The sequence below is a fragment of the Oceanobacillus sp. NCCP-135 genome, from assembly GCF_059698015.1.
The window spans coordinates 1-22,072 of record NZ_BAAKSZ010000034.1 but is presented as its reverse complement, the minus strand read 5'-3'; the positions used below and the strand labels follow the sequence as shown (position 1 = coordinate 22,072).

Genomic DNA, 22,072 nt, shown 5'->3' with positions numbered 1-22,072 from the left:
CTGATTTTTGAAGAATACATAGCAACAACTAACAAGGAGGAAAATCATGACAGTACAATGGAAACAGGTAAGGGAATATAAGGAAATTATTTATGAAAAATATAATGGCATTGCAAAAGTAACTATGGATCGACCAGAAAAGCATAATGCCTTCACACCATTAACGGTAAATGAAATGATTGATGCTTTTGCTGATGCACGTGATGATTCATCGATTGGTGTTATTATTTTGGCAGGTGCCGGAGATAAAGCATTTTGTTCTGGTGGAGATCAATCCGTTCGAGGACATGGCGGCTATGTTGGGGAAGACCAGGTCCCACGTTTAAATGTATTGGACTTACAGCGTTTAATGCGCACGATTCCAAAGCCAGTAATTGCAATGGTATCAGGCTATGCAATCGGCGGAGGACATGTACTTCATGTCGTTTGTGATTTAACAATTGCTGCAGATAATGCGATTTTTGGACAAACGGGTCCGAAAGTGGGCAGCTTTGATGCAGGCTATGGTGCTGGGTATTTAGCACGTATGGTTGGCCATAAGCGTGCACGTGAGATTTGGTATTTATGCCGTCAATATAATGCTGCAGAAGCATACGAAATGGGTATGGTAAATACAGTGGTACCACTGGAAAGATTGGAAGAAGAAACATTGCAATGGTGCGAAGAAATTCTTGAAAAATCACCTACTGCACTCCGTTTCCTAAAAGCATCCTTTAATGCAGACACAGACGGACTTGCAGGACTTCAGCAAATGGGTGGTGATGCAACACTTCTTTATTACACAACAGATGAAGCAAAAGAAGGAAGAGATGCATTTAAAGAAAAAAGAAAACCGGACTTCAAAAAGTTCCCGCGTTTTCCGTGATTGGTTAATAAAGAAGAACCTTTGCTTATCGGGGCGGAGGTTCTTCTTTACATTTAGAAAAATTAATTATGGAGTGGTCAAAATGCAAGAAACGATTCCACATTGGCTGACCAAACAAGCAGATTTGGCACCAGAAAGAATTGCGATCGAGTTGGATAATGGATATTGCTTAACTTTTAAAGAGCTAGAAAACAGAAGCAAACGTTTTGCTAGGAAATTAGCACAGCTTCATATTTCAAAAGGAACCCATGTGGGAATTTTATCAACAAATGAAATCCCCATGGTAATTACCATTCATGCTCTAAGCTATTTAGGAGCTGTAGGTGTCTTATTAAATGTAAGGCTGACTGCTGAGGAGATAAATTATCAGCTTGGGAATGCAGAGACAAAATTATTACTAATTTCAGATCAATTAAAATCAGAAGCGGATGACATCAATGTAGCTCGAATCCAGTCTTTTTCAGAGATTGACAAACTGGAAGAAAAAGAGATAACACTTAGTACAGAGCTCAATTTAGATGATCACTTTACGATTATTTACACTTCAGGCACTACAGGTTTTCCAAAAGGGGTTATCCATACGTACGGGAACCATTGGTGGAGTGCAATCGGATCGGCACTGAATCTGGGAATTCATGAAAATGACAAGTGGCTTATGCCCTTACCCCTATTTCATGTAAGTGGATTATCCACATTAATCAAAAATGTGATCTATGGAATGCCGATTTATTTGCTGGAAAAATTTGATGAGCAGATTGTTAATAATGCAATTATAACGAAAGGAATAACCATTGTATCTGCTGTTACTATCATGGTACAGCGGCTTATGGCCACGCTTGATGGAAAAGGCTATCCAGAAAATCTGCGCTGCCTGCTTCTCGGGGGAGGACCTGCACCAAAACCATTGCTGGAAAAAGCAGTCAAGCAAAATATTCCAGTTTTTCAATCATATGGCATGACAGAAACAGCTTCCCAAATCGTCACACTATCTCCGGAAAATGCCTTGAAAAAAATTGGTTCAGCAGGTAAAGCCTTGTTTCCTGCACAAGTGAAAATCATGAAGCTGGGCAATGATTCGATTGGAGAAATTCATGTCAAGGGACCTATGGTGACCAAAGGATATTTCAAAAACGAAGAAGCGAATGTAAAAGAATTTGAATCTGGCTGGCTGGCGACGGGAGACCTGGGATATCTCGATGAAGAGGGTTTTTTGTACGTGTCTGACCGACGAAAGGATCTTATTATTTCTGGTGGTGAAAATATTTATCCGTCAGAGATTGAAAGTGTTTTAACTGGAATGGAACAAATTAAAGAAGTTGGTGTAACAGGGAAAGAGGACGAAACTTGGGGAAGGGTTCCCATTGCATTTATTGTAAAAAATAGTGAAGTTACTAAAAGTGACATACTGTCCTTTGCCAAAAAGCATTTAGCCGCATATAAATTACCGAAAGAAATACATTTTATCGATCAGCTACCGAGAAATGCTTCAAATAAATTAGTCAGGAGCAAACTGAAATGGTAATCAGGATATTATTTTTTAAAAAAAGTAAGAAAGTACAAACAAACTGCTTTTTGCCGATTTCTTTAAATCTGACTTCTGATCTCTAATCTCTGGAAAGACGCTTTAGCGTTTTTCTCAGAAACATAAAAGGTTTTAGAAACTTCCTTTAAAGGTATAAACAACTATACCATTGGAGAAAAAGGGAGAAGGTTTAACGTAATCTATTAGCTGGACCTGCAACAAATAGGTTAGCTGGATTGGCTAAATATGTGATTATCGTATTAGCAGTAAGGATTAAATGGTGATATAGGACCAGATAATAAACATGATAATAGTTAACAAGCAGAGCATTCATTGCGATAAGTAGTGGATGCTCTTTCAATTTCATTTGATAATTGTAATTGAAAATGATTATCAAAGTCATTGACTAATAATTGAAAAGCAAATACACTATAAATAGTAAGCATGGATAAATAAGTATATTTTTTAATGATGAAGTATAATGTAGGGGAGAGATTCCAATGCAAACATTAACAGCAAATGATTTAACGCTCGGCTATGGGGAAGATATCATAATTGATGATTTAAATATAACGATACCAAAAGGTGAAATTACTGTTTTTATCGGTGGGAATGGTTGTGGCAAGTCTACATTGCTTCGATCTTTGGCACGTTTATTAAAGCCAAAGGGTGGTGACGTTGTGTTGGATGGTGTGGATATTGCTAAGATGGGAACGAAAGAAGTTGCCAAAAAACTATCTATTCTGCCACAAAGTCCGGTAACTCCAGAAGGTTTAACCGTACATGAGCTTGTTAAACAGGGAAGACATCCGTACCGTGGTTTTTTAAAGCAATGGTCAAAGGATGATGAGAATGCTGTTAATCTAGCATTAGAATCTACAAATATGTCGGAGTTAAAAGATCGATCTGTTGATTCACTTTCAGGTGGTCAGCGTCAGCGTGCATGGATTGCTATGACCTTGGCGCAGGAAACAGATACGATTTTATTAGATGAACCTACAACCTATCTGGATATGACACATCAAATCGATGTTCTTGACCTATTGTTTGACTTAAATGAAAGGGATGGCCGTACCGTGGTAATGGTTCTACATGATTTGAACCTTGCATGCCGCTATGCTCATCATATTGTTGCAATAAAGGATAAACAGATATTTGCTCAAGGGAAACCGGAGGAAATTATTACCTGTAAACTTGTTCACGATGTTTTTCAAATGAAATGTGATGTAACCTTTGATCCGCGGTTTGGAACACCAATGTGTATACCACATGGTAAAGGTCGTTGTATATTTGCAAATCAAACCGAACAATCTTCTAGAACTTTAGTATAGGTATTTCCCCCATATTGATGGTTTTTTTGAAGTTCGGAAATAATTCATACATGCTTTTTACACATTTTAGCCAAATTAATGGTAGGAGGTGTGTCGTATGGAAAAGAAAAAATATTATATTGATATCGCTTCAGGAGAAATTTCACAAGTTAAGTATGATAATAATGACAGTTTTACCATTTATGCCACAATGGATGAAATAAGTCTCTTAAGAGGAAAAATGGAAAATATGCATGATGCCAGTTTTAGATCTTTTTTTAGAGCTCATATTCCAATTATGCCATATCATAATGATAAATCGAATGATGACTATGATAGTAACATGACAGAAACCTATCAAATGCTTTATGATTTAGGTGACAAACAAACAAAAAAACATATCGAGAGTATTGATATTCTTGGTGAAGATCATCTGTAATTTAACTTTAGAATAAGATACAATTGTGTCTTATTCTTTTTTAACGGTTATTTTCAATTGGAACTGTAGTTACTCGTCTTACTGAAAAGAGTTGTTTTTAGTACAAGAGATAATAAATGCGGCACAGAGAGGAGTTAATCTTGTCATATTTTTTGTTCTAATGTAGGTAATTTATAGGTATTCGTATCGACAGAGTACCTTGCTATTCATGGGCAAAATCTCAGCCTGGATAGAAGCAAAGAACGCCTCTGAATTTTTGATCACCTCGGTCATTGAGAGATGTTCTCATCGAACGTTTACTCCTGAACAAGTATGTTTTAGTCTTAAAGAAACGCTCTCTCGGATTTTTTGCATTTACGCTGGATTTGGATAGATGCTCTCACTATAGGGCAGCAGTTATCATCTTTATCACGCATTAACGGGCTATAATACCCCCCCTGAATGAAGTTTCACTTTATTTTCGTCGTACTTTATTTCCACTACAAGAAGTGAAAAGTTATCAAAAAGATAATTTTAAAACAAGTTTATCCTACGAGGAATAAAGGAATAAAGAGGTATAAGACAATTATACAAAAACTTCTAGGGGAGGAAATAGCGATGAATATAAAACATCTTAGCAAAGGTGTATGGTTCCTTATAGTTGGTTTTATTTTACTGATTATATCAGTTTATAATTCAAGTGATTTTCAAACCGTTTCTGCTGTAAGCCATAATGGAAAAAATGATCAACAAATGGAAAAGCGATTAATGAAAGATACATCTATACAATTCGAACAAACTGAAGAAATGGAAATTCACCATGATCAAATAGTAGGATTAACAGATCAATTTATGGAAATACTCGTACAAGAGATTGATAAAAACAATCGAGTAATAAAATATGATGCAAAAGAGGAAGTTCTTCATCAGTTTGAAAGTGTAGCAACTAAAGAAGCTGCCGCACCATACGTTGATTATTACTATTATGAAGAAGCAGATGGTCTCTATATTGTCCCAACGGAAACACCACCTTGGTTTAATGCGGATAATGATTATGATCTGATCCAATTAGAAAATAAAAAAGTGAAGGTTACGCAGGATAATCAAGACGATCTATTTGGTGATTATACCATAGCGTATGAATTCACCTATGATAATGCCTGGAAAATAACGAAGATAAAGCATTCGTAATAAAATAGATACACTTTAAATGGAGGCAGTTGAAATCATGTATATTTTCAAAGACTACTACAACAACGAAGTAAAACTTTCTTTTGAAGATCATCCATTTTCCACTGATCCAAAACATGTATGGGTTATTTGCAGATATGGAAAGAGATGGCTACTAACGAGGCATAAAGAGAGAGGGCTTGAATTTCCAGGAGGTAAGGTAGAATCCGGCGAAACAGCAATTCAAGCAGCTGTTCGAGAAGTGATGGAGGAAACTGGTGGAACTATTCAACACATGCACTACGTAGGTCAATACTTTGTTTCTGGAAAAAAGGATACCGTTATTAAAAATGTCTATGTCGCAGAAATTGATGAATTAACACAACAGGAAACGTATTTTGAAACAAAAGGTCCGGTTATATTGGATAGCTTACCGAAAAATGTAAAACAAAATGACCTTTATAGTTTTATTATGAAAGATGGAGTACTCGATCATTGTATGGATTATATTAAATTAGAAAGAAATCGCCTCTTTTAGTGGAGGCGATCCTCGAGATTAGGTGGAGTGCTTCATTAGCCATCCTTCTATTCTTTCAACAATTTTGTACATGATTGCTGCAAATATTGCGATGAGTACTAAGCTTGCCATTACTAGTGAGAAATCAAATACTTGGAATCCATAAATGATTAAATAGCCTAAACCTTGCTTTGAAACGAGAAACTCTCCAACAATTACCCCGACCCATGAAAGGCCTACATTTACTTTTAATGTTGAAATCATTGCAGGAAGCGTTGCAGGGAAAACTACTTCTTTAAAGCATTGCCATTTTGTAGCGCCGAAGCTCTTTAAAACTTTTTCATAGTTTGGATCAACTTCATTAAATGCGGAATAAACGACAAGTGTTGTTATGATGATAGAGATAATTGCCCCCATTGTAATAATTGATAAATATCCGGTTCCCAGAGCAACAATGATGATAGGACCGAGTGCTACTTTAGGCATTGCATTCATAATAACTAAATACGGATCCATTATTTTCGAAAATCTCGTCGATGACCATAAAACGGAAGCAATGATTATTCCCAGGATGGTGCCAATAATAAATCCTAACACTGTTTCGAAAAGGGTTATCTGAACATGGGTGATCATTGATCCATCCCCAAATTTTCGAATGATTAGATTTATGATCTTCGAAGGGGAGCTAAATAATAATGGATCAATCCAATATAATTTACTGGCAATTTCCCATAAAGTTATAAAGCTTATTAATATACTGATTTGCCAAATGAAAACAATTTTCTTTTCCCGCTTCAATTCGTTTTTAAAGTGTTGGAACAGGTGCTGGTCCGTTTTTGATTCCATTAGTTAGGCTCACCACCTTCCTGAGTTGATTCCTTTTTGTCTAACTCTTTCCAAACCCTGTCAAATATAATTTGGTATTTAGGATGACGTCTTACTAGAAATGGTGTTTCATTTCGTAATTCAAGCGGGACTTCAAAAACCTTTGCAATGGAACCAGGGTTGGCATTCATGATGAAAATACGATCACTCATTGCGATAGCTTCCCCAATATCGTGTGTAACCAGGATGGTGGTTTTATAATAGGTCTTCAATAGTTGTGATACTAGATCTTCCAGTTTCAGCTTTGTTTGATAATCCAGTGCAGAAAAAGGCTCATCCAGTAATAAAATTTTAGGGTCATTGATTAATGTTCGAACAAGTGCAACTCTTTGCCGCATCCCGCCTGATAACGAGCTGGGATAGGCATCTACAACATCGCTTAATCCAACTTCATCCAATAGCTCCATTGCTTTTTGCTTTGTTTTTGGTGAATTTGTTTTACAGATTTTGGGACCAAGCAGAACATTATCAATAATGGTTTTCCAGGGAAACAGATAATCCTGCTGCAGCATATATCCAATTGCGAGTGCAGAATCACTGATTGTTTTTTCCTGCAGGAGTACTTTGCCAGCAGTTTGCTTCATAATTCCAGCTATAATCGATAGTATGGTTGATTTTCCACAACCGCTAGGGCCAAGCAGTGCAATGAATTCACCTTCTTTAATGGATAAAGATATATTATCTAATGCTTTTGTATAATCATTCTTTGAAAAATAATGATGGGAAACATGATCTAAGGTTAGAAATGACAAATGATCTCCTCCTTAGTTATTAAGGACTTCTTCTGCAAAATCTGTGTTTACAAGTTCACTATATGGTACATCTGCTGGAAGTTCGCCAGCTTCATACATAATGTTTTTTAGGTTATTCCATTCTTCTTCATCAAGAATGGGATCGGTAGCAAATGACCCCTGGCTTTTATATCGATCAATCGATGCTGCCAGCATATCCAGTTCGGTATCTTCAAAATAGGGTTCGATAACCTTGGCAATTTCTTCAGCACTATTTTGCTGCACCCATTGCTGTGCTTTGTATATAGCCTTAGTAAACTTTCTAACGGTTTCTTCATTATCATCAATATAGCTTTGCTTGGTCATAAAAACAGTGTATGGTACTTTTCCAGATTCTTCGCCAAAGGAAGCAACAATATGGCCTTGACCGTCTTTCTCAAACATACTTGCTGTCGGCTCAAACAATTGAACATATTCTTGATCACCAGAAACAAATGCGCCAGGAATGTTAGCAAAGTCAATGTTTTGCTGTAAATCTAAATCAGTGTGGGGATCAACGCCGTGTTTTTTCAATACAAACTCTCCAACCATTTGTGGCATTCCACCAACACGCTGACCTAAAAAGCTGCTGTCTTTTAGATCTTCCCAAGTAAAATCAGGTTTTGGTTCCTTTGCCACCAAAAAAGTTCCATCCGTTTGCGTTAATTGTGCAAAATTAATCGCATAATCCTTTGAATCCTGTGCATAGACATAAATTGATGTTTCTGAGCCAACAAGAGCAATGTCAGCACCATCTGATAATAGAGCTGTCATCGTTGTGTCTCCGCCCCAGGTTGTTTGTAATTCAACATCCAAACCTTCTTCTTTAAAAAAACCCTTCTCTAACGCAACATATTGTGGTGCATAAAAAAGTGAACGTGTCACTTCAGCAAGATTAATTTTTGTAGCTTCATTTGAGTTGCAGGCAGAAAGGAAGAGTAGCAGCATCGATGAAATTACAGCAATCCACTTTATTTTTCCCATATAGTTCGACCCTTTCATATTTTATATCAACACATTTTATGCGCTTCATAAAAAATGTGTGAATGCCTATAGGGACGAATAGGGGTGCTAGTGATTGGTAGATTTGCCCTGAAAGGTGGAAATTGGCTTTGGAGTGGGAATATTTGGAAGAGTATTGGCATCCATGAAAGAGAATTCTAAAAGATACGAACATCCCCCCTGAGAGCTTAAATGCAACATAAAAAAATACCGATCTCCACATTGAAGATCGGCATACCAATGCTTGAGCTAAGCGCTCTTGCCTTTCACTCATATAAATTAAATCCTTTTGGGATGAGGAAATAAATTAGTATTACCCTTTGTATAATGGACCTGCTTGCTTGATTTTATCACTAGCATGTGTAAATTTTTTGAAGTTATTGTGAAATTTCATTGCTAGTGATTTAGCAGCAGTCTCATAAGCATTCTTATCCTTCCAGGTGTTTTTAGGAACTAATACTTCATCAGGAACACCTGGCACGTGTATTGGAATTTCTAATCCAAAGACATCATCTTTTACGGTTTCTGCATTGTTTAGTTCCCCTTCTAAAGCAGAATGAACCATTGCACGAGTAAATGAAAGTTTCATTCGTTTACCAACACCATAGGAACCACCAGTCCAGCCAGTGTTAACCAGAAAAACATTGGAATTATATTGATCTATTTTATCTCCAAGCATAGTCGCATAGGTAGATGGTGCTAACGGAAGAAATGGCGATCCGAAGCAAGCTGAAAAGGTTGCTTGTGGTTCAGTAACCCCACGCTCAGTCCCTGCCAATTTACTGGTATAGCCACTTAAGAAATGATACATTGCTTGTTCCTTCGTTAATTTACTAATTGGTGGTAATGTACCTGATGCATCAGCTGTAAGGAAGATAATCGTGTTTGGATGTCCAGCCGCGCTTGGTGTAATTATATTATTGATATTTTCCAATGGGTACGCTGCACGAGTATTTTCAGTCAAACTGGTGTCGTCATAGTCTGGCACTCTTGTTTCCTCATCTAATACAACATTTTCCAAAACTGATCCAAAACGAATGGCGTTAAAAATTTGCGGTTCTTTTTCCTTTGACAGGTTAATACATTTTGCATAACACCCGCCCTCAATATTGAAAACGCCGTTCGGGCTCCAGCCGTGTTCATCATCTCCAATTAGTTTTCGGTAAGGATCAGCAGATAAAGTTGTTTTCCCGGTACCTGATAATCCAAAGAACAGTGCAACATCACCTTCTTTACCTACATTAGCAGAGCAATGCATGGATAAAATTTCTTGTCTCGGCAATAGATAATTCATTACAGAGAAAATGGATTTTTTAATTTCTCCGGCATACTCCGTACCACCGATTAAAATTACCCGTTGCTTGAATGAAACTAAAATAAATGTTTCTGAATTTGTACCATCAACTTTAGGATCAGCTTGAAAGGTTGGAGCCGATATTACTGTAAATTCAGCTTGATGTGTTTTAAGTTCATCATTTGTCGGTGTAATAAATAATTGACGGGAAAATAGGTTATGCCACGCATATTCATTAATAACTTCGATTGGAAGTCGATATTTTGAATCCGCTCCAGCGAACCCCTTAAATTGATACAACTCATCTTTGTCTTGTAAATATGTGATGACTTTTTTATATAGTTTATTGAATGAAGCTTCATCAATAGCTTGGTTTACAGTACCCCAATCAACATATTTTTCGCAAACTTCATCTTTAACTATAAATTTATCCTTAGGTGAACGTCCTGTATATGTTCCCGTTGTTGCCCGAACAGCACCGGTTTCTGTAAGAATCCCTTCATTTCGTGATAAAATTTTCTCAACTAATAGAGGCACAGATAAATTTCTTTTTAAATTCTTATGCGAATTAAGTTCTTTTGCTAATGATTTCTCCACCGTTTTCATGTGAATTACCTGCCTTTTGATGAATTTGAATAAAAACAATGTGATAAGAGCTTTCTAATCTGATTATTAGTATAACACATTAAAAACAATAGTCCATACTAATAAAAGATTTTTTTAGGAAAATTTATCACGCATTAACGGGCTATAATACCCCTACCTCCAAGCGTGAGAAATCCCCAACGTGAAGGTGGGGGAGGGACTTGTGTCATATCATGAGGTATAAACAGCCCGTAAATTTCCTGATTCTGTTCAAGGACCTTTAGGTCATACCATGAGGTACTAACATTCAGCGGGGGAAGAAGGGAACCTGAATGAAGTTTCACTTTATAAAAAATTGTTGCAATCAGGCATTAAATAAGTTGACATGACAGCATAGTTTCGTTACGATAAAAATCTAACGGATACTCTCTTATTCAGAGTCGGTGGAGGGACAGACCCAATGAAACCCAGCAACCATCACGTTATGTGAAAAGGTGCTAACCTGGTGCAAGGTTTTACCTTGAACAATAAGAGCGAAAGGCCTTAAAAAATCCCTTTCCTCAAAAATGCAGGAAGGGCTTTTTTTTGTTTTAGGGTTACTAAATATATACTTGGTGGTTGGGAACGTAGGAAACATCTTCCTACTGTATAAGTGTATAAGTAATACTTTTGAAGCATAATCAGGTCATAGACGAAAAGTATTTTTTGCCTGAACCAAGGCACATGTATAAGTCTTGCAGTTCAAAGCGTTTCTAAGAAAATAAAATACGCTTTAAGACTGTCTTTAACGAACACCAAGTTTTCTAAAATATAGAGTTCCGTAATACATTAACAGGGGAGGATTTAGCCAAATGGCTCAAAACCGTCGTTTATTTACGTCTGAATCAGTAACGGAAGGGCATCCGGATAAAATTTCCGATCAAATATCTGATGCTATTCTTGATGAAATTTTAAAAAAGGATCCTTACGCACGTGTTGCCTGTGAAACAACAGTGACAACCGGATTGGTATTGATATCTGGTGAGATTTCCACAAATACGTATGTTGATATTCCAGCAATAGTAAGGCAAACAATAAAGGATATTGGGTATACTCGTGCGAAATTCGGATTTGACGCAGAAACCTGTGCAGTATTAACAGCAATTGATGAGCAGTCTGCAGATATTGCTGGTGGGGTTGATACTGCCCTTGAAGCACGTCAAGGGAAAATGTCAGATGAGGAAATTGCTGAAATCGGTGCAGGAGATCAGGGATTAATGTTTGGTTTTGCCTGTGATGAGACAGAAGAACTTATGCCGCTGCCAATTTCACTAGCACATAAACTGGCAAAGCGTCTTGCTGATGTCCGCAAAGAAACAGTATTGGATTATTTGCGTCCGGATGGTAAAACACAAGTAACGGTAGAATATGATGAAAATGATAAAGCTGTTCGGGTTGATACAATTGTAATTTCAACACAGCATCATCAGGATATTACAACAGAGCAAATTGAAAAAGATTTAATTGAACACGTCATTCGTCCTGTAGTTCCGAATAACTTATTAGATGAAGCAACCAAATATTTTATCAACCCGACAGGTCGTTTCGTAATTGGAGGTCCTCAGGGGGACGCTGGCTTAACCGGACGAAAAATCATCGTTGATACGTACGGTGGCTATGCTCGTCATGGTGGAGGAGCTTTTAGTGGAAAGGATTCCACGAAGGTAGACCGTTCCGCTGCATATGCTGCAAGATATGTGGCAAAAAACATTGTTGCAGCTGAATTAGCAAAATCTTGTGAGGTGCAGCTAGCCTATGCAATTGGAGTAGCTGAACCTGTGTCTATTTCGGTCAACACATTTGGCACTGGCAAGGTAAATGAGGGAATATTAGTTGATGCAATCCGAAAATTATTTGATTTGCGTCCTGCGGGTATCATCCGTATGCTTGATTTGCAAAAACCTATTTTTAAACATACAGCAGCATATGGTCACTTTGGAAGAACAGATATCCTATTCTCCTGGGAGAAAACAGATAAAGTGGATGAATTAAAGGCATTAACGGAACAGGAATAAAAAATGGGGACATCCGGCTTTTTATGCAGGATGTCCAATTTTCATAGATCCGTATTTTCCCTATAGTACCGTGCCCGATTAACGTATGACTTCCGTACACGTTCTAATTCTGCATAATCTTCCTCGGTAAGACTGCGGATAACTTTTGCTGGTCTACCAAGCGCTAAAGTGTATGGCGGGATTTTTTTGCCAGGGGGTACCAGACTGCCTGCCCCGATAAAGGCGCTTTCCCCAATTACAGCCCCATCGAGTATAATGGAGCCCATTCCTATTAATGCTTTTTTTCGAATAATGGAGGAATGCAAGGTTACCTGGTGACCGATCGTTACATCATCCTCAATAATAAGCGGATTATCAGGACTTTGATGTAGCATTGATAGATCCTGGACGCTTACCCTTTTGCCAATGATTGTCGGAGCGATATCTCCGCGGATGACGGTGTTAAACCAGACGCTAGATTCCTCGCCGATTGTCACATCACCAATAATGGTAGAATTTTTTGCTATAAAAGCGGTATGATGGATAGTAGGTTTACTGTTTTGGTAATTATGTATCATTTATACGGTATCCTCCTAAACTAATTATGACATCATTAGTATAACAAAAATAAGGATATGATGTTTTAGAAATGAGGGATTATCTTGGCTAATCACGTACCAAAAACAGCTATCCATTTAATGGCCACAGTTTATCGCAAAATTTTCCCGGCTGTTAATCGGGAGCTATCCTATTGGAAAAAAAGAGCTGAACAGATTCCAAATGAGGAATTGCGGTTACAGGCAATCGACAGCATGAAGTCGAAACGGTTTCACTGTCAGGGTGGAGCTGTCTATGCACTGCTAGCAGGAAAAAGATGGAAGGAGGCAATTCGTTTTATTGTTGCCTACCAGACAATCAGTGATTATTTGGATAATCTATGTGACCGAAGCACTTCTATGAACCCGGATGATTTTCGTCTACTTGATGTATCGATGGCAGATGCATTAACGCCAGAAAATGAATTGAAAAATTACTATCGACTTCGGGAGGATCAGGATGATGAATCCTATCTGTCTGATCTTGTTGAAACCTGCCAGCAGATGATCCATCATCTTGATGGCTATAACAGCTGTAAAAGTGAGCTGCTGTATTTGGGGAGACTATATACCGATCTACAGGTACATAAACATGTAATACACAGTAAGAGGATTCCAAGGCTTACCAATTGGCATCGAAAAAATAATCGGGATGATTTGAGCTGGTATGAATTTTCTGCGGCAGCCGGATCTACGTTGGGTATTTTTTGCCTCATCAGCTATGCACTGGGTGGAAAAATGACAGATGAACTAGCAGAAAAAATCCTTCTTAGCTATTTTCCTTATACGCAGGGCTTGCATATTTTATTAGATTATTATATCGACCAGCAGGAGGATAGGGAGGGAGCGGATCTGAATTTTTGTGCGTTTTACCCGGATCAGGAAACGATGAAAGAAAGATTTGTATATTTTATTGAGCAGGCAAAAATAAGTATTCAAAATCTGCCTGATCTCTCCTTCCATGAAATGGTTGTCAAAGGACTTGTTGGTTTATATTTAGGTGACCCAAAAGTAAGACAGCTTGAGAGTGGTAAGCACATAAAGGAGGATTTACTGAGGATAAGCGGCAGTCATGCAAAATTTTTTCACTGGAATACAAAGCTTTATTATAAAATTAGAGCCGGTCGTGCATAGGGAATGCTTGACCGGGCTCTTTCATAGCACCTTGCTTAAGAAATTCTGTGTTCTTTCATGACGCGGGTTACTGAATAATTCATTTGGTTCATTTTCCTCCACAATTAATCCATCATCAATGAATAAAACCCTGTCACCTACCTCACGAGCAAAGCCCATTTCATGGGTCACAACGACCATTGTCATGCCTTCTTTTGCGAGTTGTTTCATAACTTCAAGCACATCACCAACCATTTCGGGGTCAAGTGCTGATGTAGGCTCATCAAACAGCATTATTTTTGGATTCATTGCAAGAGCTCTGGCAATGGCTACACGCTGTTTTTGCCCACCCGATAAAGAATTTGGGTAGCTCCTTGCCTTATCGTCTAATCCAACTTTAGCGAGAAGATCCTGCGCTTTTTTTATTGCTGCTTCTCTTGAAGTGCCACGTGCTTTCATCGGTGCTAAAATAATATTTTCCATAACGGTTTTATGTGGAAAAAGATTAAACTGCTGAAAAACCATGCCAACTTCCTGTCTAATTTTATTGATGTCAGCTTTTTTATCAGTTATATCATTGCCATCAATCGAAACGTGACCCCCTGTAATATCCTCCAGCCGGTTTAAACAGCGGAGAAATGTGCTTTTTCCGGAACCCGATGCTCCAATCACACAGACAACTTCACTTTCTTTTATATCAACACTGATATCCTTAAGCACTTCAAGCTTTCCAAAGGATTTCTTCAGATTTTTCACTTCGATTATTGTCATCGCAATTCAAATCTCCTTTCCAGATAGCGGGAGAGCAGGGATAGTAAATAAATCATAATAAAGTACATGATACCCACGACAAGCCATATTTCAAAAGCTTTAAAGGTTGCTGCTATCACGACTTGACCCTGTTGTGTCAAATCGGCTATACCAATAACGGATAATAATGATGTATCCTTCAAACTGATAATAGCTTGATTCGTAAATGTTGGTAGCATTCTTCTAAAGGCCTGTGGCAAAATGATATAGCGCATATTTTGGGTACTGGTTAACCCAAGTGATCGTGCAGCTTCTGACTGACCTTTATCCATGGATTGAATACCGGCACGAATTATTTCTGCAAAATAGGCCCCAGCGTTTATGGCGACAGTAATGATACCAGCTGAAGTCCGATCAAGAGAGATAAAATCAAATGAATTTAAACCAAAGTAGAAAAAGAATAATTGTACTAATATTGGAGTTCCGCGGATTGCATCAATAAAAATTTTAGCTATCCAGTTAAGAACCCAAATAGGCGACAGTCGGAATAATGCCATGATTAATCCAATAATAAAACCAAGAATAATTGCAAATACAAATACATATGCAGTAACTTGTACCCCTTCCCATAAATAGGGCAGGGCATCTTTAATTACTTCCATTTACTCAACTCCTTCGAATGAAAAGGAGCGTGCTAAGAAAGCACGCTCTGACTTTACTCACCAAGATACTTACTTAGAATTTCATCGTATTTTCCACTTTCCTTCAGTGAAGCCAACCCATCATTTATTTTCTTCAACAGTTCATCATTTTGTCCTTTTAATACCGAAATACCATAATTATCACCATTTAACTTGTCACCAACAATTTGTAGATCCAGGCTGCTTCTTTCAATTGCATAGGCAATAACCGGATAGTCTTCGATCAATACATCTGCACTGCCATTGCCAACTTCCTGGAACATGGCTGTACTGTCATTTACCTGAACGATTTCATAGCCGTATTCATCTTGATGATCTGTAGCATATTTTGCGCCTGTTGTACCATTTTTTACAACAATTGTTTTTCCATCCATATCATCCATTGTAGTAATGTCGGAATTCTCTGCTGCTGTTACAAGTGTCAAGCCTGATTCAAAGTAAGGATCGGAAAAATCAACCGTTTCCATTCTTTCCTCTGTAATACTCATTCCACCCATGCCAATATCCAGCTCACTAGCTTGCATTGCCGGGATAATACCACTGAAATCCATCGATTCAATTTGAATCTCAAATTCCTGATCTTCAGCAATAGCATTGATTAAATCAATATCAATCCCAACCAGTTCTCCATCTTCTTGAAATTCGAATGGTGGATAGGTAGTGTCAACGCCGACAGTGTAGACATCGGAATCAGAATCAGAATTACCATTTGTGCCGGTAACCTCTTCTGAATCACCGCTACCACAGGCTGTGAGTGCCAATGTAATAATAAGTATTAAACTAAACAAACTGATTTTTTTCATGAATCTTCCCCCTTGAATTAATTTACTGCATTCATAGAATTTAGTCTATAGAAACAATTTTCCGAAGTCAAGAACAATCAGATTATTAGAATTGAAATAGGAATGTGAATTTTTGAGGTGAATGAGCGTTTGTGTTCGAGTGTTGGTATAAACTTTATAAAGTGTGCAGCATAGTTGAGAGATAATATGCTGAACTTGAGAGACGAGTGGAAAAGTTGAGAGATAGGATGGGTAAATTCTTCTTTTCTCTCAACTTCGGACGGGTATCTCTCAACTTTGAGCTGAAGTCTCTCAACTACGGACCAGGATCTCTCAACTTTAAGCTGAAGTCTCTCAACTTTAAGCAACTACCCTGCCAAATCTTTCAACTGAACAAAAGAAATTTCTATTTTCTTTTATGGAGAGCCAATAAAAAGGGTGGGTCATTTTTTTGATTGATAAATCCATATTGAAGTACATTAAATTTCTTTTGATCCAAATGCACTACATGTTTTAAAACTAATTCCTTTTCTTGCCTGCCTCCATCATGTCCATAATAGACAACAATAACAATGAGACCATCTTTTTTTAAGTAGCTTGAAAGCGAATCAATTGCATCTATGGTGGATTCCCCTTTTGTTATCACTGTTTTATCACTTTTTGGTAAATAACCAAGGTTAAATATTGCGCCACCAATTTTTCCGTGTAGTTCTTTTGGGATGTATTGAGAAACAGTTGCATGGCTGTCATGGATCAGGGATACATTTGTACGGTCATTATCAATTAGTAATTGTTTTGTTGTCTTAATAGCCTTTTCCTGAATGTCAAATGCCAGTACATGACCGGTTTGTCCAACCACATTGCTTAGAAACAGTGTGTCATTCCCATTTCCGCATGTTGCATCGATGACTGTCTCGCCTTTGTTTATCGATTCTTTCAACAAGTAATGCGCATAATTTAAGATTCCTTTTAGCATGTAAATCTCCTTATTTCCAGTTAATATATCTATTTTACCAAATTAGGCTGTTACTTGTCTTGACAAAGTATTTCCCATTCATTACAATTCGAAATACATAACATATCGACTTTGCAAAGGATTAGTAATAAATTCGTTCAGGTTAAGAGAGACAGTGGCTGGTGTAAACTGTTCCTGTTTATTTATGAACTCACCTTTAATGTTGCAGAAGTGAATGTAGTAGGTTCTGCCGTAAATCTGCGTTAAGGATACAAGTGAACGTGATGACTTTTTGCGTTAATTTGGGTGGTACCGCGGGAAATAAAGCTTCTCGTCCCTTTTTATAGGGATGAGTGGCTTTTTTATTGATAAAGGAGGAAATAAGATGAGCTTTAATCATCAACAAATTGAAAAAAAATGGCAAAATCACTGGCTAGAAAATAACACATTTAAAACTGATACCTTTTCTGAAAAAGAGAAGTTTTATGCATTGGATATGTTCCCATACCCATCTGGATCGGGACTGCATGTTGGTCATCCGGAAGGGTATACCGCAACAGATATTTTATCACGCATGAAGCGGATGCAGGGGTATGAGGTGTTGCATCCAATGGGGTGGGATGCGTTTGGTTTGCCTGCGGAGCAATATGCGCTTGACACCGGAAACAGTCCAGCGGCATTCACTGAGGAAAATATTGCTACATTTAAACGACAGATTCAAGAGCTTGGCTTTTCCTATGACTGGGATAGAGAAATCAGCACAATGGAGCCGAAATACTATAAATGGACCCAATGGATTTTTACCAAGCTGTATGAAAAAGGGCTTGCCTATATGGATGAAGTTGCTGTTAACTGGTGTCCAGCACTTGGAACGGTTTTGGCAAATGAAGAGGTCATTGATGGAAAAAGTGAACGCGGGGGGCATCCGGTTATCCGCAAACCAATGAAGCAATGGATGCTGAAGATTACAGCCTACGCGGATCGGCTGCTTGAAGATTTGGAGGAGTTGGATTGGCCCCAAAGCATTAAAGATATGCAGCGAAATTGGATCGGTCGCTCTGAAGGTGCTAAAGTGATGTTTACAATAGATGGATTTGATGAAGAATTCACTGTATTTACAACAAGACCAGACACATTGTTTGGCGCAACATATGCCGTTCTTTCGCCCGAGCATCCATTTGTGAAGAAAATTGTTTCTAAAGATCAAAAGGAAGCTGTTGAAACATATTTGAATAAAGTGAAGGCAAAATCTGACCTGGAAAGAACAGATCTTGCAAAAGATAAATCTGGTGTTTTCACTGGAGCTTATGCAATCAATCCGGTTAATAATGAAAAAATGCCAATCTGGGTAGCTGATTATGTATTGATGAGCTATGGAACAGGGGCAATCATGGCAGTTCCAGCACATGATGAGCGTGACTATGAGTTTGCTACAAAATTTGAACTTCCAATCATAGAAGTAGTTGAGGGTGGAGATATCTCCAAAGAAGCCTATATTGGTGATGGAAAGCATGTGAATTCTGATTTTTTAAACGGTCTTGGTAAAGATGAAGCAATTTCAAAAATGATTGATTGGCTTGTGGAAACTAATAAAGGTGAGAAAAACACCACTTATCGTCTGCGTGACTGGCTGTTTGCAAGACAAAGATATTGGGGTGAGCCTATTCCGGTTATTCACTGGGAAGATGGCACAATGACAACCGTACCAGAGGAAGAACTGCCACTGGTACTACCGGAAATGGAAGATTTTAAACCATCAGGAACCGGAGAATCACCACTTGCCAATGCAACGGACTGGTTACATGTGGTAGACCCGGAAACCGGTATGAAGGGGCGTAGGGAAACAAGCACCATGCCGCAATGGGCAGGTAGCTGCTGGTATTTCCTGAGATTTATTGATCCTGATAATACCGAACAGCTGGCTGATCCTAAAGCATTAAAAAAATGGCTTCCGATAAATATTTATATTGGGGGAGCGGAACATGCAGTACTTCATCTATTGTATGCACGCTTCTGGCATAAATTTTTGTATGATATTGGTGTTGTCCCAACAAAAGAACCTTTTATGAAGCTGTTTAATCAAGGGATGATTCTTGGTGAAGGCAATGAAAAAATGAGTAAATCAAAAGGAAATGTTGTTAACCCTGATGACATTGTCGAATCACACGGTGCTGATACATTGCGTCTATATGAAATGTTTATGGGACCACTTGACGCAGCTGTAGCCTGGTCAACGAATGGTCTGGATGGATCCAGACGTTTTCTTGATCGAGTATGGAGATTAATTATCAATGATGAAGGTACACTTTCCAAAAAAGTGGTAGATGAAGGAAATACTACATTAGATAAAGTCTACAATGAGACAGTTAAAAAAGTGAGTGAGGATTTCGAAAATCTCCACTTCAACACAGCTATTTCTCAAATGATGGTATTTATAAATGAGGGGTATAAAGCGGAAAAGCTTCCTAAGAAGTATATAGAAGGTTTTGTGAAAATGCTTGCGCCGATTGCACCACATCTTGCAGAAGAATTGTGGTCCCGTCTTGGTCATGAGGAAACAATCAGTTATGAACAGTGGCCTGAGTGTGATGAGACAAAACTGATGGAAGATGAAATAGAAGTTGTTCTTCAAGTAATGGGTAAAGTCCGTTCTAAAATAAGTGTAGCAAAAGATATCACAAAGGATGAATTGGAAAAACATGCACTAGCGGATGAGAAACTCCAGGAATGGCTGAAAGGTAAAACAATCCGAAAAGTAATTGTGGTACCAGGAAAGCTTGTAAATATAGTAGCTAATTAAAAAAAAGGAACATTACCTTCATTATTGGTAATGTTCCTTTTTTTATTAGGCTGATACCCAATTTGTCTGTAATATAATCCATTCATTATTCTCGAAATACCAGAGTGTTTCAATTGTTCCAAGCTGATCTGCATGATAAGCTCCACTGATTTGCTGATAGCTTTTCAACCCATATCCCTTACTTTTGCTGATTAAAACCGGTTCAAAAAAAGCAATTGGATCGATCATCATAGATTTAGGCTTCAGTAAGTTGCCCTCTGTATCATAAATTCCCAGACGTATATAATCATCTTTCCTGTCTTTAACATCCATTACAATTGGTTTGCTGTCAGGCGATATTTGAATAATCACAGTAAAATTATCCTCAAATATTGCTTTAATATAACGCTGTTCAGGTAATGGAATATCCGTCAGTTTTTCATTTGCTAATGTATTTAGCTGATAATTATACAATCCACCACTTCCACCTGTAGGACTTTGGTAGAAGATATCATTTATATTATCATGATTTAAATCAACAAATTGTACAACAGGTTCATAACCGCCACCATACGTAATCTTCCAGTGCTGTCCATGTTTATTGGTGATCTCTGCCCATATTTCACGGTAGTAGCTGGCGTCTTTAGAAAACAATATACCTTTTAATTCGATTATTTCATCCTGACTATCACCTGTTATATCAGACTCATATGTTTCAATTAAGCCTGCTTCCGGATCTTCAGCAGCATAAATTACAGTATTGATATTAAATGAAAATAAAAAAAAGAATGCGAATATAAATAACCTCATACTCATCTCTCCATTTATTGTTTTGTATCATTAGATTGTGTTATATATTTGCAAGCTATACCTAAAAAAAGTATGATAAACATGTGAAATTTATAAAAAGGGTGATAGAAATGGATCATATAAATGAAATAGCTCCTGAAGAAGTAGAAAAGTTGGTAGACAAAGAAAATGTAGTCATTATTGATGTAAGAGAAGATGATGAAGTTGCACAAGGAATGATTGAAAATGCCAAGCATATTGCATTACAAAATATACCTTACTCCAAGGATGAACTGGATAAAAATAAAGACTATATATTCGTTTGCAGATCTGGTGGGAGAAGTATGACAGCTGCATCATATATGGATGAACATGGTTTTAAGGTATCCAATATGACTGGTGGCATGCTTGAATGGAAAGGTGAAGTTATCATATAGCATCCTAATAAATAGATGATGAAAAAATTCTCATATGTTCAGAGCCTGAAAAAGTGTAGAAAACTTGGCTTTTCGCCAAGACTTAATGGCTAAAGCCTAAGTTCAGAACTCAGGACATATCAAATAGTTTTTCATAGTCGTATCTGTTCTTCTAATTTTGAAAATAGCGGTATTACAGGGTTTTTAGTAATAAATAGGGTAAAATCATAATAGAAAACTACAATGAAGTTCTAATTATTAAAACCCTTATTTGTTCTGCCTTTTGGCTTTAAGATTTCAATTTATAATCGTTTTGTTCCGAGTTCTGAAGTTCAACGAAAAGTATTTTTCGTCTCGATGAAAATGCATCGAAGTATTACTTATGAAATTATACTGATTTCCTAAAAAGATTATTCTTTCCTAGTGTAGAGCTAATTGCGATGTCTCAAAGTGCAAGTGTCCCAAGGTGTTAAGGACAAGGCTAATTTTATTTTCCCCCAATAAAGAGCGATATAATGGTATTTTTAGAGTGAAATTAGATGATTTGTCAAAATTCACCCCAGAGAACAAAAAAACAGATGAAACCTTGTCCCATATAGGTTAAAATAGTTAGTAACAACAAAAACCATTAACCAAGGAGGTCTCATCTGTATGGCTATTATACCACAAATAAACTTGTTTTCGTGGACAGATTTAGAAGAATTAGGAGATTTAGATCGTCTGCGTTTAGTCATTGAATATTTACCAGATGACAAATTGATGGAAATCTTAGAAAAGGAGCGCCGGAATGGTCGTGACGATTATCCCGTTCGTGCTGTCT

General features: G+C 37.6%; 21 protein-coding genes, 1 riboswitch and 1 other annotated feature. Of the genes, 10 read left to right on the top strand and 11 right to left on the bottom strand.

Going from position 1 to position 22,072, the window contains the following annotated elements:
- Nucleotides 1-46 precede the first annotated feature (46 nt).
- Nucleotides 47-865, top strand: coding sequence for a 1,4-dihydroxy-2-naphthoyl-CoA synthase (menB, locus tag AC6HVZ_RS17215; RefSeq protein WP_497559363.1), 819 nt, complete (start codon nucleotides 47-49; stop codon nucleotides 863-865).
- An 82-nt stretch (nucleotides 866-947) separates the two neighbouring features.
- Nucleotides 948-2,387 (top strand): o-succinylbenzoate--CoA ligase, encoded by a 1,440-nt coding sequence (locus AC6HVZ_RS17210; protein ID WP_497559362.1) that lies wholly within the window; start codon nucleotides 948-950, stop codon nucleotides 2,385-2,387.
- 190 nt (nucleotides 2,388-2,577) lie between these two features.
- Here the strand turns inward: AC6HVZ_RS17210 and AC6HVZ_RS17205 are convergent, their stop codons facing one another.
- Nucleotides 2,578-2,754 carry a hypothetical protein gene (locus AC6HVZ_RS17205; protein ID WP_497559361.1) on the bottom strand — a complete coding sequence of 59 codons (177 nt, stop codon included), beginning with the start codon at nucleotides 2,752-2,754 and terminating at the stop codon, nucleotides 2,578-2,580.
- Nucleotides 2,755-2,887: 133 nt separating this feature from the next.
- Here AC6HVZ_RS17205 and AC6HVZ_RS17200 point away from each other — a divergent pair, with 133 nt between their 5' ends.
- The 4 genes from AC6HVZ_RS17200 to ytkD all read left to right on the top strand — a co-directional run bounded on the left by AC6HVZ_RS17200 (nucleotide 2,888) and on the right by ytkD (nucleotide 5,823).
- On the top strand, nucleotides 2,888-3,718 hold the full coding sequence (locus tag AC6HVZ_RS17200; protein ID WP_497559360.1) for an ABC transporter ATP-binding protein: 831 nt from the start codon (nucleotides 2,888-2,890) through the stop codon (nucleotides 3,716-3,718).
- Between the two features lie 97 nt (nucleotides 3,719-3,815).
- The gene (locus tag AC6HVZ_RS17195) at nucleotides 3,816-4,136 is read left to right on the top strand and encodes a hydrolase (protein ID WP_497559359.1); all 321 of its coding nucleotides are present in this window, start codon (nucleotides 3,816-3,818) and stop codon (nucleotides 4,134-4,136) included.
- Between the two features lie 597 nt (nucleotides 4,137-4,733).
- A complete protein-coding gene (locus AC6HVZ_RS17190; RefSeq protein WP_497559358.1) occupies nucleotides 4,734-5,306 on the top strand; it encodes a hypothetical protein in 573 nt (190 codons plus the stop codon).
- Nucleotides 5,307-5,343: 37 nt separating this feature from the next.
- Complete coding sequence (gene ytkD / locus AC6HVZ_RS17185; protein ID WP_497559357.1) at nucleotides 5,344-5,823, top strand: RNA deprotection pyrophosphohydrolase; 480 nt, start codon at nucleotides 5,344-5,346, stop codon at nucleotides 5,821-5,823.
- A gap of 18 nt (nucleotides 5,824-5,841) precedes the next feature.
- Here ytkD and AC6HVZ_RS17180 read toward each other — a convergent pair whose 3' ends face one another.
- From AC6HVZ_RS17180 to pckA, 4 genes are all read right to left on the bottom strand, one after another.
- Nucleotides 5,842-6,648, bottom strand: a complete 807-nt coding sequence (locus tag AC6HVZ_RS17180; RefSeq protein ID WP_497559356.1) for an ABC transporter permease — start codon at nucleotides 6,646-6,648, stop codon at nucleotides 5,842-5,844.
- Nucleotides 6,648-7,439 (bottom strand): ABC transporter ATP-binding protein, encoded by a 792-nt coding sequence (locus tag AC6HVZ_RS17175; protein WP_497559355.1) that lies wholly within the window; start codon nucleotides 7,437-7,439, stop codon nucleotides 6,648-6,650. The genes AC6HVZ_RS17180 and AC6HVZ_RS17175 overlap by 1 nt, the downstream gene beginning before the upstream one ends.
- Nucleotides 7,440-7,451: 12 nt before the next feature.
- Nucleotides 7,452-8,441, bottom strand: a complete 990-nt coding sequence (locus AC6HVZ_RS17170) for an ABC transporter substrate-binding protein (RefSeq protein WP_497559354.1) — start codon at nucleotides 8,439-8,441, stop codon at nucleotides 7,452-7,454.
- A 331-nt stretch (nucleotides 8,442-8,772) separates the two neighbouring features.
- Nucleotides 8,773-10,359 carry a phosphoenolpyruvate carboxykinase (ATP) gene (pckA, locus tag AC6HVZ_RS17165; protein WP_497559353.1) on the bottom strand — a complete coding sequence of 529 codons (1,587 nt, stop codon included), beginning with the start codon at nucleotides 10,357-10,359 and terminating at the stop codon, nucleotides 8,773-8,775.
- A gap of 406 nt (nucleotides 10,360-10,765) precedes the next feature.
- A riboswitch (SAM riboswitch) is annotated at nucleotides 10,766-10,872 on the top strand.
- Nucleotides 10,873-11,189: 317 nt separating this feature from the next.
- On the opposite strand from pckA, the gene metK reads away from it, so the two are divergent.
- Nucleotides 11,190-12,392: a methionine adenosyltransferase gene (gene metK / locus AC6HVZ_RS17160; RefSeq protein ID WP_497559352.1), complete on the top strand. Its 1,203-nt coding sequence runs from the start codon at nucleotides 11,190-11,192 to the stop codon at nucleotides 12,390-12,392.
- 41 nt (nucleotides 12,393-12,433) lie between these two features.
- On the opposite strand, the gene AC6HVZ_RS17155 is transcribed toward metK, so the two are convergent.
- Complete coding sequence (locus tag AC6HVZ_RS17155) at nucleotides 12,434-12,949, bottom strand: gamma carbonic anhydrase (RefSeq protein ID WP_497559351.1); 516 nt, start codon at nucleotides 12,947-12,949, stop codon at nucleotides 12,434-12,436.
- 84 nt (nucleotides 12,950-13,033) lie between these two features.
- Here AC6HVZ_RS17155 and AC6HVZ_RS17150 point away from each other — a divergent pair, with 84 nt between their 5' ends.
- Nucleotides 13,034-14,101 (top strand): tetraprenyl-beta-curcumene synthase family protein, encoded by a 1,068-nt coding sequence (locus tag AC6HVZ_RS17150; protein WP_497559350.1) that lies wholly within the window; start codon nucleotides 13,034-13,036, stop codon nucleotides 14,099-14,101.
- Between the two features lie 21 nt (nucleotides 14,102-14,122).
- Here AC6HVZ_RS17150 and AC6HVZ_RS17145 read toward each other — a convergent pair whose 3' ends face one another.
- The 4 genes from AC6HVZ_RS17145 to mnmM all read right to left on the bottom strand — a co-directional run bounded on the left by AC6HVZ_RS17145 (nucleotide 14,123) and on the right by mnmM (nucleotide 17,289).
- A complete protein-coding gene (locus AC6HVZ_RS17145) occupies nucleotides 14,123-14,851 on the bottom strand; it encodes an amino acid ABC transporter ATP-binding protein (protein ID WP_497559349.1) in 729 nt (242 codons plus the stop codon).
- Nucleotides 14,848-15,492 carry an amino acid ABC transporter permease gene (locus AC6HVZ_RS17140; RefSeq protein ID WP_497559348.1) on the bottom strand — a complete coding sequence of 215 codons (645 nt, stop codon included), beginning with the start codon at nucleotides 15,490-15,492 and terminating at the stop codon, nucleotides 14,848-14,850. The genes AC6HVZ_RS17145 and AC6HVZ_RS17140 overlap by 4 nt, the downstream gene beginning before the upstream one ends.
- 53 nt (nucleotides 15,493-15,545) lie before the next feature.
- Nucleotides 15,546-16,334, bottom strand: coding sequence for a transporter substrate-binding domain-containing protein (locus tag AC6HVZ_RS17135; RefSeq protein WP_497559347.1), 789 nt, complete (start codon nucleotides 16,332-16,334; stop codon nucleotides 15,546-15,548).
- A 385-nt stretch (nucleotides 16,335-16,719) separates the two neighbouring features.
- Nucleotides 16,720-17,289: a tRNA 5-(aminomethyl)-2-thiouridylate-methyltransferase MnmM gene (gene mnmM, locus AC6HVZ_RS17130; RefSeq protein WP_497559346.1), complete on the bottom strand. Its 570-nt coding sequence runs from the start codon at nucleotides 17,287-17,289 to the stop codon at nucleotides 16,720-16,722.
- A gap of 102 nt (nucleotides 17,290-17,391) precedes the next feature.
- Nucleotides 17,392-17,610 (top strand) — a binding site (T-box leader).
- Nucleotides 17,611-17,653: 43 nt separating this feature from the next.
- On the opposite strand from mnmM, the gene leuS reads away from it, so the two are divergent.
- Nucleotides 17,654-20,068, top strand: coding sequence for a leucine--tRNA ligase (gene leuS, locus AC6HVZ_RS17125; RefSeq protein ID WP_497559345.1), 2,415 nt, complete (start codon nucleotides 17,654-17,656; stop codon nucleotides 20,066-20,068).
- A 45-nt stretch (nucleotides 20,069-20,113) separates the two neighbouring features.
- On the opposite strand, the gene AC6HVZ_RS17120 is transcribed toward leuS, so the two are convergent.
- Complete coding sequence (locus tag AC6HVZ_RS17120) at nucleotides 20,114-20,857, bottom strand: YybI family spore inner coat protein (protein WP_497559344.1); 744 nt, start codon at nucleotides 20,855-20,857, stop codon at nucleotides 20,114-20,116.
- Between the two features lie 110 nt (nucleotides 20,858-20,967).
- On the opposite strand from AC6HVZ_RS17120, the gene AC6HVZ_RS17115 reads away from it, so the two are divergent.
- Nucleotides 20,968-21,273 (top strand): rhodanese-like domain-containing protein, encoded by a 306-nt coding sequence (locus AC6HVZ_RS17115; protein ID WP_497559343.1) that lies wholly within the window; start codon nucleotides 20,968-20,970, stop codon nucleotides 21,271-21,273.
- Nucleotides 21,274-22,072 lie beyond the last annotated feature (799 nt).

Excerpts from the sequence above, each read along its gene's own strand:
- menB (WP_497559363.1), top strand. The coding sequence starts at position 47 with ATGACAGTACAATGGAAACAGGTAAGGGAATATAAGGAAATTATTTAT.
- AC6HVZ_RS17210 (WP_497559362.1), top strand. The coding sequence starts at position 948 with ATGCAAGAAACGATTCCACATTGGCTGACCAAACAAGCAGATTTGGCA.
- AC6HVZ_RS17205 (WP_497559361.1), bottom strand. The coding sequence starts at position 2,754 with ATGAAATTGAAAGAGCATCCACTACTTATCGCAATGAATGCTCTGCTT.
- AC6HVZ_RS17200 (WP_497559360.1), top strand. The coding sequence starts at position 2,888 with ATGCAAACATTAACAGCAAATGATTTAACGCTCGGCTATGGGGAAGAT.
- AC6HVZ_RS17195 (WP_497559359.1), top strand. The coding sequence starts at position 3,816 with ATGGAAAAGAAAAAATATTATATTGATATCGCTTCAGGAGAAATTTCA.
- AC6HVZ_RS17190 (WP_497559358.1), top strand. The coding sequence starts at position 4,734 with ATGAATATAAAACATCTTAGCAAAGGTGTATGGTTCCTTATAGTTGGT.
- ytkD (WP_497559357.1), top strand. The coding sequence starts at position 5,344 with ATGTATATTTTCAAAGACTACTACAACAACGAAGTAAAACTTTCTTTT.
- AC6HVZ_RS17180 (WP_497559356.1), bottom strand. The coding sequence starts at position 6,648 with ATGGAATCAAAAACGGACCAGCACCTGTTCCAACACTTTAAAAACGAA.
- AC6HVZ_RS17170 (WP_497559354.1), bottom strand. The coding sequence starts at position 8,441 with ATGGGAAAAATAAAGTGGATTGCTGTAATTTCATCGATGCTGCTACTC.
- pckA (WP_497559353.1), bottom strand. The coding sequence starts at position 10,359 with ATGAAAACGGTGGAGAAATCATTAGCAAAAGAACTTAATTCGCATAAG.
- metK (WP_497559352.1), top strand. The coding sequence starts at position 11,190 with ATGGCTCAAAACCGTCGTTTATTTACGTCTGAATCAGTAACGGAAGGG.
- AC6HVZ_RS17155 (WP_497559351.1), bottom strand. The coding sequence starts at position 12,949 with ATGATACATAATTACCAAAACAGTAAACCTACTATCCATCATACCGCT.
- AC6HVZ_RS17145 (WP_497559349.1), bottom strand. The coding sequence starts at position 14,851 with ATGACAATAATCGAAGTGAAAAATCTGAAGAAATCCTTTGGAAAGCTT.
- AC6HVZ_RS17140 (WP_497559348.1), bottom strand. The coding sequence starts at position 15,492 with ATGGAAGTAATTAAAGATGCCCTGCCCTATTTATGGGAAGGGGTACAA.
- AC6HVZ_RS17135 (WP_497559347.1), bottom strand. The coding sequence starts at position 16,334 with ATGAAAAAAATCAGTTTGTTTAGTTTAATACTTATTATTACATTGGCA.
- mnmM (WP_497559346.1), bottom strand. The coding sequence starts at position 17,289 with ATGCTAAAAGGAATCTTAAATTATGCGCATTACTTGTTGAAAGAATCG.
- leuS (WP_497559345.1), top strand. The coding sequence starts at position 17,654 with ATGAGCTTTAATCATCAACAAATTGAAAAAAAATGGCAAAATCACTGG.
- AC6HVZ_RS17120 (WP_497559344.1), bottom strand. The coding sequence starts at position 20,857 with ATGAGGTTATTTATATTCGCATTCTTTTTTTTATTTTCATTTAATATC.
- AC6HVZ_RS17115 (WP_497559343.1), top strand. The coding sequence starts at position 20,968 with ATGGATCATATAAATGAAATAGCTCCTGAAGAAGTAGAAAAGTTGGTA.